The 12004-nt window shown below is 69.0% G+C and carries 10 protein-coding genes and 1 pseudogene; 3 read left to right on the forward strand and 8 right to left on the reverse strand.

Going from position 1 to position 12004, the window contains the following annotated elements:
• The first annotated feature begins 120 nt into the window (after positions 1-120).
• Positions 121-1005 (forward strand): type IV toxin-antitoxin system AbiEi family antitoxin domain-containing protein, encoded by an 885-nt coding sequence (locus QE454_RS00645; protein WP_307459070.1) that lies wholly within the window; start codon positions 121-123, stop codon positions 1003-1005.
• A 273-nt stretch (positions 1006-1278) separates the two neighbouring features.
• On the opposite strand, the pseudogene QE454_RS00650 reads toward QE454_RS00645, so the two are convergent.
• From QE454_RS00650 to QE454_RS00685, 8 genes and pseudogenes are all read right to left on the reverse strand, one after another.
• Positions 1279-2410: pseudogene (locus QE454_RS00650) on the reverse strand (adenosine deaminase).
• Positions 2410-3699, reverse strand: coding sequence for a thymidine phosphorylase (locus QE454_RS00655; RefSeq protein WP_210072152.1), 1290 nt, complete (start codon positions 3697-3699; stop codon positions 2410-2412). The pseudogene QE454_RS00650 and the gene QE454_RS00655 overlap by 1 nt, the downstream one beginning before the upstream one ends.
• The gene (locus QE454_RS00660; protein ID WP_013583709.1) at positions 3696-4097 is read right to left on the reverse strand and encodes a cytidine deaminase; all 402 of its coding nucleotides are present in this window, start codon (positions 4095-4097) and stop codon (positions 3696-3698) included. Before QE454_RS00660 ends, QE454_RS00655 begins: the two co-directional genes overlap by 4 nt.
• A 36-nt stretch (positions 4098-4133) precedes the next feature.
• Positions 4134-5411, reverse strand: a complete 1278-nt coding sequence (locus QE454_RS00665) for an ABC transporter permease (protein ID WP_210072153.1) — start codon at positions 5409-5411, stop codon at positions 4134-4136.
• Positions 5408-6736, reverse strand: coding sequence for an ABC transporter permease (locus QE454_RS00670; protein ID WP_307315438.1), 1329 nt, complete (start codon positions 6734-6736; stop codon positions 5408-5410). The genes QE454_RS00665 and QE454_RS00670 overlap by 4 nt, the downstream gene beginning before the upstream one ends.
• A complete protein-coding gene (locus QE454_RS00675; protein ID WP_307459064.1) occupies positions 6733-8250 on the reverse strand; it encodes an ABC transporter ATP-binding protein in 1518 nt (505 codons plus the stop codon). The genes QE454_RS00670 and QE454_RS00675 overlap by 4 nt, the downstream gene beginning before the upstream one ends.
• 152 nt (positions 8251-8402) lie before the next feature.
• A complete protein-coding gene (locus QE454_RS00680; protein ID WP_210072686.1) occupies positions 8403-9476 on the reverse strand; it encodes a BMP family protein in 1074 nt (357 codons plus the stop codon).
• 258 nt (positions 9477-9734) lie between these two features.
• On the reverse strand, positions 9735-10853 hold the full coding sequence (locus QE454_RS00685) for a mannose-1-phosphate guanylyltransferase (protein WP_103206556.1): 1119 nt from the start codon (positions 10851-10853) through the stop codon (positions 9735-9737).
• Positions 10854-11067: 214 nt separating this feature from the next.
• On the opposite strand from QE454_RS00685, the gene sdhC reads away from it, so the two are divergent.
• Together sdhC and QE454_RS00695 are read left to right on the forward strand one after the other, a co-directional pair.
• On the forward strand, positions 11068-11502 hold the full coding sequence (sdhC, locus tag QE454_RS00690; RefSeq protein WP_013583715.1) for a succinate dehydrogenase, cytochrome b556 subunit: 435 nt from the start codon (positions 11068-11070) through the stop codon (positions 11500-11502).
• Positions 11502-11960, forward strand: coding sequence for a succinate dehydrogenase hydrophobic membrane anchor subunit (locus QE454_RS00695; protein WP_210072155.1), 459 nt, complete (start codon positions 11502-11504; stop codon positions 11958-11960). The genes sdhC and QE454_RS00695 overlap by 1 nt, the downstream gene beginning before the upstream one ends.
• Positions 11961-12004: the final 44 nt, after the last annotated feature.

Here is a 12004-nt window from a genome sequence, read left to right on the forward strand (position 1 = left end):
GGAGAGTCAGGAGTTCGGCACGGGCGAGCTCGGTGCCGCCCGTTCCTCCCCAGCACCCGTCATCCACAGCTCGGGCGCTCGCCAAACGAAGACGGCGATCAGATCGGCCAGGGTGGGCGGGTGACGTCCCTCGTTCCCCTGTCCGAAGAGAACCAGGAGACGGTGTGGACGACGCGCGAACTCCTGGCCGCCGGATGGTCGCGGCGCGCTCTCGCTCGCGCTGTCGCAGACGGCAGCCTCGCGCGTGTGCGGCAGGGGCGGTTCGTCGCGGCCGGAACGCACGGCGACATCGTCGCGGCGGCGCGTCTGGGCGGGCGGCTGGACTGCATCAGCCTGTTGGCCATGCGCGGGGTCTTCGTCCATCATCATCCGCACCGCCACGTGCAGCAGGACCCGTTCGCGAGCCGTCGACCTCCGGCACCCCGTGACGTCGTCTACCACTGGCGTCCATCGTCGGCCCCACGCGATCGTGCCGCAGTCGATGTCGTCGAGGCGCTCGCCCAGGCGATCCGATGCCAACCGCCGCGGTCCGCTGTCGCCACTGTCGACAACGCCTGGCACCTCGGACTTGTCGACGAAGCGGACATCGCCGAAGTCTTCGCGCGCATCCCTCATCGCTTCCGAGCCCTTCGTCCACTGCTGGATTCGCGTGCGGAAGCGGGGACCGAGTCGCTGGTTCGTCTGCTTCTGCGTCAGCTGGGCTGCCGTGTCGAGCTGCAGGTCCGTATCGACGGTGTGGGGCGTGTCGACCTGCTCGTCGACGGATGGCTCATCGTCGAGTGCGACAGCGAGCAGTTCCACGGCTCTTGGCCGGTCCATAAGAAGGACCGGCGCCGCGACATGGCCGCTCTGGAACGCGGCTACGCCACGCTGCGACTGCTAGCCGAAGACATCCTGTATCACCCGGACCGTGTCCGCGCCGCTCTCGAGCGCATCTTGGCGCACGGCGCCCCGGGCCGCACTCCTGAGTCTTCGACCCCACGGCACCGCGACCGGCCCACGTGACGGCGTGCGGGCGCACATCTCAGGAGATTCGCACGCCACACGCCCGGGCACGCCGTCCCCCCGTCTCGCGCTCGGCTCCCCCACCCGCAGCGCCGACGGCGACCCCGGCCGAACCGAACTCCTGAGAAACGGTGCGATCGCGCCTGGGCAGGGCACCGCGCCGCCGCGTCAGGCACACATCTCAGGATGTTTCGCACGCCACGCGACCCTCCCCGCCGCTCCCGGAAACGACGACGGCGCCCACCGAAACCGGTGAGCGCCGCCCGCACCGCGTCAGCGGTGGAACCCTTCCGAGATGATCTCGATGAGCTCCTCGCGCTCCTCGACCGGCAGGAAGGCCCCCGCCGCCGCGTTCAGCTGGAACGCCTCGAGATCGTCGAGGTCGTACTCGAACGCCTGCGCGAGCAGACCCAGCTCGCGCGTGAGCGTGGTGGCGCTCATGAGGCGGTTGTCGACGTTCACGGTCACCGAGAAATCGAGCTGGTACAGCAGGTCGAACGGGTGGGCATCCATCGTGTCGCCCCAGGCCGTGACGGCCCCGCTCTGCAGGTTCGACGTGGGCGACAGCTCGAGCGTGATCTCGCGATCGCGCACCCAACGGGCGAGGTCGCCGAAAGTGACCTGCACCTCCTCGCCCTCGCGCGAGACGACGTCGAGGTCGTTGGCGATGCGCACGCCGTGGCCGAGGCGGAGGGCCCGGCCGTCGAGGAGGGCGGAGCGAATGGAAGCCAATCCCGCCCCCTCCCCCGCGTGCACGGTCGTGGGGGAAAAACTGCTCGGCCAGGTAGTCGAACGCCTCGCGATGCCGCTGCGGCAGGAACCCGTCCTCCGGTCCGGCGAGGTCGAAGCCGACCACACCGCGCCCGCGCCACGAGACCGCGAGCTCGGCGATGTCGCGCGCGTTGTCGTTGTGGCGGAGGGCCGTCAACAGCTGGCCGACACGGATGTCCCGCCCGCGTGCGTCGGCGGCATCTTCTCCCTGCTCGATACCTTCCTGCACGGCGTCCACGACGTCGTCGAGGCTGAGACCGCGGGTGAGGTGCTGCTCGGGGGCCCACCGCACCTCGCCGTAGACGACGCCGTCGGCCGCGAGGTCTTCGACGAACTCCCTGGCCGTGCGTACGAGGCCCTCACGGGTCTGCATGACGCCGACGGTCACCGAGAACTTCTCGAGGTAATCCTCCAGCGAGCCTCCGTCGAGGTGGTCCGAGAACCACGCTTCGAGGCCCTTCGCGTCGTCGGCGGGCAGGTCGAGCCCGATCTCGTCGGCCAGCTCGAGCACCGTCTGCGGGCGCAGCCCGCCGTCGAGGTGGTCGTGCAGCGAGACCTTCGGCAGATCGGCGATCTTCGTCCGGCCGATGCGGAATTCTTCGGATGCCACGGTGTCCCTCTTTCCGGATGCCATCACGCGGTGATGCGCTCGCGCACGATGGGCGATGCCGCGGGGGCGGTGTCGCCGATCTCGAGGGCGCCCTCGACGGCGCCGAGCGCACGCTCGAAGCGCGACTCGTCGTCCGCGGACAGGGTGAACAGCGGCTGACCGGCGGTCACGGACTGCCCGACGGTGACGTGCAGGTCGATTCCCGCGGCGTGCACGACGGCGTCCTCGGCCCGTGCGCGACCCGCGCCCAGTCGCCAGGCGCCGATGCCGAACGGCAGGGCCTCGACGCGCGTGACGACGCCCGCACGCTCGGCCACGACCGTGTGCGTCTCACGCGGCTCGGGGAGAGCGGCATCCGGATCTCCGTCCTGCGCGCGGATCATGCGGTTCCAGACGTCCATCGCACGGCCGTCCTTCAGCGCTTCCTCGACGTCGGCGTCGGGCCGGCCCGCCAGCGTGAGCATCTCACGGGCCAGTGCCACCGTCAGCTCGACGACGTCGGCGGGGCCTCCGCCGGCGAGCACCTCCACCGACTCGCGCACCTCGTTGGCGTTGCCGATGGCCAGGCCCAGCGGGGTGTTCATGTCGGTCAGCAGGGCGGTGGTGTTCACTCCCGAGTCGGTGCCGAGGGCGACCATCGTCTCGGCGAGCTCGCGCGCGCGGTCGATGTCCTGCATGAAGGCGCCGGAGCCGAACTTCACGTCGAGCACGAGCGAGTCGGTGCCCTCGGCAATCTTCTTCGACATGATGCTCGAGGCGATCAGCGGGATCGCCTCGACGGTGCCGGTGACGTCGCGGAGCGCGTAGAGCTTCTTGTCGGCGGGGGCCAGGCCCGTGCCGGCGGCGCAGATGACCGCACCCACGTCGCGCAGCTGCGCCATGATCTCGTCGTTCGACAGCGCCGCACGCCAGCCCGGGATGGACTCGAGCTTGTCGAGCGTCCCGCCGGTGTGGCCGAGTCCACGGCCCGAGAGCTGCGGTACCGCGACTCCGAAGGCGGCGACCAGCGGGGCGAGCGGAAGGGTGATCTTGTCGCCCACGCCGCCGGTCGAGTGCTTGTCGACGGTGACCTTGCCGAGCGAGCCGAAGTCCATGCGCTCACCCGAGGCGATCATCGCGTCGGTGAGCACGCGGATCTGGTCGCGACCGAGGCCGTTCAACAGCACCGCCATGGTGAACGCCGACATCTGCGCGTCCATGACGTAGCCGCGCGTGTACGCGTCGACCAGCCAGCGGATCTCGCCCTCGGTGATGGCGCGTCCGTCGCGCTGCGCACGGATGATGTCGACGGCGTCGTACTGCTCGGCGCTCATCGTGCCGCCTCCTCGAGGTCGCGGGGGCCGAAGGCGTCCGGAAGCACCTCATCGATGGTCCGGATGCCGCTGACGGTCTCGAGCAGCATGCCCGGGATCGCGTGCTCGAACAGCAGCTGACGGCAGCGGCCGCACGGCATGAGGGTGCGTCCCTCACCGTCGACGCAGACGAAGGCCACGAGCTGGCCGCCCCCGCTCATGTGCAGGTCGGATACGAGTCCGCACTCGGCGCACAACGTCACGCCGTACGAGGCGTTCTCGACGTTGCACCCCGAGACGATGCGCCCGTCGGCGACGAGCGCAGCGGCGCCCACCTTGAAGCGCGAGTAGGGCGCGTAGGCGCGGTGCATGGCATCCGTGGCGGCCGAACGAAGTTCGTCCCAGTCGATGTCGGTCATCGTGGAGTGGTGGATCCTCTCGTGAAGGGAAGGGGGTCAGCCCTTGATGTAGGGCTTTCCGGCGGCCGCGGGCCCCCGGATCTGGCCGGCGAAACCCGCCACCGCGATGATCGTCACGATGTAGGGCAGCATGAGCATGAACTCGCTGGGGATGGGCGTGCGCAGCACCGTGAGCAGGTTCTGCAGGTTCGTCGCGAAGCCGAACAGCAGTGCCGCGAGCGTCGCGCGGATCGGGTCCCAGCGACCGAAGATGACGGCGGCGAGGGCGATGAAGCCCAGGCCCGCGGTCATCTCCTTGGTGAACTGCCCCACCGACACGAGGGTGAAGTACGCGCCGCCGATACCGGCGATCGCACCGGCGAGCGAGACGTTCCAGAAGCGGCTCGAGTTGACCTTGATTCCGACGGTGTCGGCGGCCTGGGGGTGCTCGCCCACGGCACGCAGGCGAAGACCCCAGCGGGTGCGGTACAGGCCCCACGCGACCACGGCGACGACGGCGTACATCAGGTAGACGATGAAGGTCTGGTTGAACAGCACCGGTCCGATGATCGGGATGTCGCCCAGCAGGGGGATCTCGATGCGGGGGAAGCGCTCCGGGCGGTTCAGCACGTCCTCGTTCGGCACAAGCAGCGCGCCGTAGAGGAAGCCCGTGAGACCGGTGACGAGCACGTTGAGCACGACACCGACGATCACCTGGTCGACGAGGTACTTGATCGAGAAGGCCGCGAGCACGAAGGCCACGAGGACGCCGCCGATCATGGCCGCGACGAGCCCCAGGAAGGGGTTGCGGGTGAGGGATGCCACCAGAGCCGCGCTGAACGCGCCGAAGAGGAACTGTCCCTCGATGGCGACGTTCACGACGCCGACCCGCTCGCCGATCACGCCGCCCAGCGCGCCGAAGATCAGCGGGACGGAGAGCGAGAGCGCTCCGAACAGCAGGCCGGTGACCGGCACGAGGCCGTCGGCCGCGGCCCACACGAGGAAGGCGAAGACGGCCAGGGCGCCGAAGGCGATCGGAAGCCACAGCGGGGTGCGGCGGTAGCTCACGGCATCCCAGACCGACCAGGCGGTCAGGAGCACGAGCAGCACGAGCACGCCCCAGCTCGTGGCCGCGGTGGGCACCGCGACGCTGCCGAGGTCGATGTCGGAGGCCGGGTCGCCCAGGCGGAAGGTGCTCTGCCCGTCGCGAGGGACAAGGGCGAACAGCAGCGCGAGCAGCACCGTCACGACCGTCAGGCTCACCGCCAGCTTGATGTGGCGCACGCGCACCGTGGTCAGCTGGATCGCGTCATCCGCGAGATGCGTCGCGGTCATGCCGCCACCGCCTTCTTGGCCGCCTTGGCCCGGTCTTTGGCCGCGCGCTCGGCCTCGCTCTTGGGGAGGAAGAAGATCGTGCGCACCAGCGGCGGGGCCGCGATGAACAGCACGATGAGGGCCTGCACGACCAGCACGATGTCGACGGGGATGCCCTGCGACGCCTGCATCGTGAACGAGCCCGACTTGAGGGCGCCGAACAGGATGCCGGCCGCGAACACGCCCCACGGGCGGCTGCGGCCGAGGAGGGCCACGGTGATGGCGTCGAAACCGATGCCGGAGTCGATGAGACCGTCGAAGCCCGTGGTCACCGCCCCCTGGATCTGGTTCATACCCGCGAGACCCGCCAGGCCTCCGGCGAACAGCATCGCGTAGACGTACATGCGGGGCACCGAGATTCCGGCCGCGCGGGCCGCGTGCGGGTTCTCGCCCACGGCGCGCAGGCGGAAGCCGAGGCTCGAGCGCTCCATGAGCCACCAGACGAAGACCGTCGCCGCGATCACGAAGACGAAGCCGAGGTCGAGCAGCGGGAACTGCGGACCGAACAGTTCGGGGAACTGGGCGTTCGCGGGAGTCGCCGACGAGATCGGCTGGTCGCCCGCGGGGCGCTGCAGCAGACCGGGGGTGCGCACCATCCACGTCACCAGGTAGTAGGCGACGTAGTTGAGCATGATCGTGAGGATCACCTCGTGCGCACCGGTGCGCGCCTTGAGCAGACCGACGATGCCGCCCCAGAGCGCTCCGCCCGCGATGCCCACGATGAGCGTCAGCGGCAGCTGGATGATCATGGGCAGATCGAGGTTGAAGGTGACGAGACCGGCGAAGGCGCAGGCGATGAGGATCTGGCCGCGTCCGCCGATGTTGAACAGACCCACGCGGAAGGCGAGAGCGACGCCCAGACCGGCCGCGATCAGCGGAGCCGCGAACCCGAGGGTGTTCGTGAGCGGACGGATCTGCGCACCGAAGTCGGAGACGCGGGAGTTGAACACCGCGCCGCGGAACAGCGCCTCGTAGCCGCCGTAGACGGAGTTCCAGATCGCGCCCAGCATGTCGCCGGGACGCGCGAAGAAGTAGCCCGAGGTCTCGCGCACCTGGTCGTTGGTAGCCGCCATCAGGATGCCGCCGACGATCATCGCCGCGACGACGGCGAGGAGCGTGGTGATCCACGACGAGCGCAGCAACTCGGTGAGGAACTGGTTCGTGCGCGGCGGCGCGGGCGTCTCGGCGGGTGTGTGGCCGGTCAGCGGCCCCGATGCGGTCGGCAGCTGCTCGGGCGGCAGACCTGCGTCTCCGGTCGGGCCCGTGCTCGGGATGTGGCCGCTCACGCTGTCTCCTCCGCGGGCTGCTCGCCCGCCATCATGAGCCCGAGGATCTCGCGCGGGGTGTTCCCCGGCACGATGCCCACGATGCCGCCGCGGTACATCACCGCGATACGGTCGCCGAGGGCGGCGATCTCGTCGAGCTCCGTCGACACGACGATCACGGGCACGCCCGCATCGCGCGCGGCGACGATCTGTTTGTGGATGAATTCGATCGAGCCGACGTCGACGCCGCGGGTGGGCTGGGCGGCGACGAACAGCTTCAGCGGGCGGCTCATCTCGCGGGCGATGACCACCTTCTGCTGGTTGCCGCCCGACAGCGTGCCGACCGGGGTGGATGCCGACTGGGTGCGGATGTCGTACTCGGCGATGCGCTCGCGGGCGAAAGCGGTGAGCGCGGCGCGCTTGATCGTGCCGCCGGAGACGAAGGTGGAGTCGGATGAACGGTCGAGGATGAGGTTCTCGGCGACGGAGAAGCCTCCGACCAGGCCGTCCTCTTTTCGGTCCTCGGGGACGAAGCCGACGCCCGCGTCGAGGATGGCGCGCACGCTCTTTCCGACCAGTTCGGTGCCGTCGAGGTCGACGGTGCCGGTCACCCCCTCGGCGAGCCCCACGATGGCCTCGACGAGCTCCGTCTGACCGTTGCCCTGCACACCCGCGATCGCGACGATCTCGCCGGGACGCACGTCGAGATCGACGTCGTCGACGACCACGGCTCCCTCGGGCGTGACCACGCGCAGGTTGCGGATGGACAGGCCCCCGGATGCCGCGGCCTTCGGGGCGTCCTTGACCACGGTGAGCTCGACCGCGCGGCCGACCATGAGCGAGGCGAGCTCGCCGTTGCTGGCAGTGGGTTCGGCTTCGCCGACGATCTTGCCCAGGCGAACGACGGTGATGCGGTCGGCGACCTCGCGCACCTCGCGGAGCTTGTGGGTGATGAAGACGATCGAGGTGCCCTCGTCGCGCAGCTGCCGCATGATGCCCATGAGCTCATCGGTCTCCTGCGGGGTGAGCACGGCCGTGGGCTCGTCGAACACGAGCACCTTGGCATCCCGAGACAGAGCCTTGATGATCTCCACGCGCTGCTGCACGCCGACGGGCAGGTCGCCGACCAGAGCGTCGGGGTCGACCTCGAAGCCGAAGCGCTGCGCGACGTCGCGCACGTGCTTGCGGGCGGCGTTCAGATCGAGCGCGCCCAAGGCCTTGGTGCTCTCGTGGCCGAGCATGACGTTCTCGGCGACGGTGAAGACGGGGATGAGCATGAAGTGCTGGTGCACCATGCCGATTCCCGCGGCCATGGCATCGCCGGGGCCGCGGAAGCGCTGGACGACGTCGTCCAGCAGGATCTCGCCCTCGTCGGCCTGATACAGGCCGTAGAGGACGTTCATGAGTGTGGATTTACCGGCACCGTTCTCTCCGAGGAGAGCGTGGATCTCGCCAGGCTGGACGACCAGATCGATGTGGTCGTTCGCAACCAGGGACCCGAACCGCTTGGTGATGCCGCGGAGCTCGAGCTTCATGCTGTGCACCCTATTCGAAGACGTTAAGAAGACGGAAAGAAACCGCGGTCGCTCGGACTCCTGGTCCGAGTGACCGCGGTTGGTTCTCTGGGGCTCACGGCCGCGGCCGCTCGAACTCCTGGTCCGAGCGACCGCGGCGCGAGAGGTGGTGCTTACGGGGAGCTGGGCGAGGTGACCTTCAGCGAGCCGGAGACGATCTGCTCGCGCAGAGCGGACAGCTCGTCGGCCAGACCGGCCGGCAGGGTGAACTTCGAGTTGAAGTCCGCCAGGCCGACGCCGTCGTTCTCGAGCGTGCCGACGTAGGGGGTCGCGTCGAAGTCGCCCTTGGCAGCCTGCGTCACCGAGTCGTAGACGGCGGTGTCGATGCGCTTGAGGATCGAGGTCAGCACCAGGTCCGACACGTTCGGGTCGGCCTTGGCGAGGTCGGAGTCGACGCCGAGCATGACGCTCTTCGAGCCGCTGTCGCGGATCGCGTCGGCCGCGCTGCTGTAGATCGGGCCACCCACGGGCAGGAGCACGTCGACGCCCTGGTCGAGCAGACCCTGCGCGGCCTGCTTGGCTGCGTCGTTGGCCGCGAAGCCGCCGGTGAACGAGCCGTTCTGCGCGGCGACGTCCCACCCGAAGGTCTGGACGCTGGCGCCCTTGTCCTCGTCGTACTTCTTCACGCCGTCGACGAAGCCGTCCATGAAGATGGTGACGGGCGGGATCGGGATGCCACCGACGGTGCCGACCTTGTTGACGCCGTTCTCCGCGGAGTACGCGGCGGCGGCGTATCCACCGAGGTAGGCGGCCTGGACGGTGTCGAACAGCAGCGGCTTGATGTTCGGGGCGTCGGTCTTGCCGTCGTTGTCGGTGTCGGCGCGGTCGTCGATGATCGCGTACTGGAGGTTGGGGTTCGCCTTGGCCGAGGCCACGGTGTCGGCGCTGAGCTTGAAGCCCACCGCGACGATGAACGTGCAGCCCTCGGCCACGAGGTTCTCGAGGTTCGGGGCGTAGTCGTTCGCCGAGCTGGACTCGACCTCGATGGCCTTGACGCCGAGCTCGCTCGCGGCCTTGTCGATGCCTTCCTTGGCCGACTGGTTGAACGAACGGTCGTTCCAGCCGCCGTCATCCGAGATGATGCAGGGGGTGAAGCCCTCGACGAGGTCTCCCCCGGCGGCAGCGGTCGAGCCGTTGCTCTCGGGCGCGGCGCCGCAACCGGCGAGCAGCACGGCGGCGCCGATCATGGCGAGGCCGCTGACGACGGCCTTCTTCGTGGTCTTCACGAATGGTCCTCCAAGACGGATGCCCCCAACGGGTTTGAGGGACGATCCCGTCACGTTACCCACTGTGTCGCCGCGCTTGCGCACCGGGAGCCCCCGCGCGCGGCAATGGTTACAAAGACGCAATCTCGCGTCATCCCCCCGCCACACGCCCCGCGAAAAAGAGAGACCGGATACCACGAGGCGTGGCATCCGGTCTCAGAATGTTGCGGGTACGCGGTGCTAGAGGACGTCGCCCCGGCCCGTCAGCTTCAGCGCGTCGACGACGCCCTTCACGCGCTGGGCGTTCTCGCTGGTGGTCACGAGCAGGGCGTCGGGGGTGTCGACCACGACGATGTCGCGCACGCCGATGAGGCTGATCACGCGCTTCGTCTGCGAGACGACGATGCCACTGGAGGCATCGGAGAGGACGCGCGCGTCTTCGCCGAGGATGGCGAGTTCGTTCCGACCGCCCGACGAGTTGAGCTTGGACAGGCTCGCGAAATCGCCCACGTCGTCCCAGTCGAAGTGCCCGGGGATGACCGCGAGGCGGCCCTTCTCCGCGGCGGGCTCGGCGACGGAATAGTCGATGGCGATCTTCTTCAGCCCCGGCCAGATGCGGTCGACGGCGGGGCCGCGACGATCGCGGTCGTCCCACGCCTCGGCGAGCTCGAGCAGACCCGCGTGGAGTTCGGGCTCGTTGACGGCGAGCTCGGCGAGCAGGACGTCGGCGCGGGTGATGAACATGCCCGCGTTCCAGAGGTAGGCCCGGTCGGCGAAGTACTCCTTCGCCGTGTCGAGGTCGGGCTTCTCGACGAAGCGCTCGACCAGGTAGGCCTCGGGGGCGCCGTCGACGATGAGCTCGCCGGCCTGCTTGATGTAGCCGAATCCGACGGACGGCTCGGCGGGCTGGATGCCGATCGTGCAGATGTATCCCTCGCGCGCGACCGCGACGGCCTGGCGCACGGCGAACTCGAACTGGCGGGTCTGCCGGATGACGTGATCGGCCGCGAACGAGCCGATGATGACGTCGGGCTCACGACGGACGAGGATGGCCGCGGCGAGGCCGATCGCGGCCGAGGAGTCGCGCGGCTCGGACTCGAGGAAGACGTTGTGGTCGGGCACACCCGGAAGCTCGCGCTCGACGGCGGCACGGTGGGCACGGCCGGTGACGACAGCGATGCGACCCTCGCCCGAGAGCGGGGCGAGCCGGTCCCAGGTGTCGCGCAGCAGGGTCTGCCCCGACCCGGTCAGGTCGTGCAGGAACTTGGGCGCGTCGGCGCGCGAGAGGGGCCAGAGGCGGCTGCCGATCCCTCCGGCGGGGATCACGGCGTAGAAGTCGTCGATAGCGGGGTCTGCCATGGCTCCGACCCTAGCGGTCGCACCTGCGAGCACACGGAGGCTCCGCACGGGCCGGCGCCGACGCGAGCGGCATCCGCAGATATCTCGATATCGAGAGAGTCTTAGGCGGCCCTAATCCCCGCCGTTCATAGGCCGGACGTAGTATTCAGTGGCGCCCGTGTGACGCTGGGAGCCCGTGCGGGCCCCACACCGTGTTCGATCAGGGAGGACGACCGTGTCAGCACCAGCACGTGCCACGCCGTCGGTGAAAGAGACCACCTCGAAGAGGCCCCGCGGCACTCTCTACCGGGGCCGCGAAGGCATGTGGTCGTGGGTTCTGCACCGCATCACCGGTGTCGCCATCTTCTTCTTCCTCCTGGTGCACATCCTCGACACGGCGCTCATCCGCGTCTCACCCGAGGCCTACGACGCCGTCATCGGCACCTACAAGAACCCGATCATGGGTCTCGGCGAGGTAGCCCTGGTCGGCGCGATCGCCTACCACGCGTTCAACGGCCTGCGCATCATCCTCGTCGACTTCTGGCCCTGGGCAACGCGCCACCAGCGCCAGCTGTGGTGGGGCGTGCTCGGCCTCTGGGTCGTCACCATGCTCGGTTTCACGCCGCGCCACCTCATCAACGTCTTCAGCGCCGTCACCGGGAGCCACTGATGTCCGTCGCCCAAGAAGCCGCCACGATCCCCGCACCCCGCACGCCCAGCGTGCGAAAGAAGGGCTCCAACCTCGAGAAGTGGGGCTGGATCTACATGCGCGCCTCCGGCGTGCTGCTGATCGTCCTGATCTTCGGCCACCTCTTCGTCAACCTCATGACGGGCGAGGGCATCCACCAGATCGACTTCGCCTTCGTCGCGGGCAAGCTCGCTTCGCCGTTCTGGCAGTGGTGGGACGTCCTCATGCTGTGGCTGGCTCTCATCCACGGCGCCAACGGCATGCGCACGATCGTCAACGACTACGTCGGCAACGCCACCGTCCGCAAGATCCTCATCGGTTCGCTGTGGACGTCGGCCGGGTTCCTCATCCTGCTCGGCACGCTCGTCGTCTTCACCTTCGACCCCTGCCTCGGTGTGACCGAGAGCAGCTCCCTGTGGGACGTGTGCCAGTCGGCCTGAGCCGGCGGCATCCCTTCTTCCCCTGACAGCAGAGGTATTGCACA

Origin of the sequence: Microbacterium sp. SORGH_AS_0454, from assembly GCF_031453395.1 — a bacterium.
Lineage (GTDB): Bacteria > Actinomycetota > Actinomycetes > Actinomycetales > Microbacteriaceae > Microbacterium.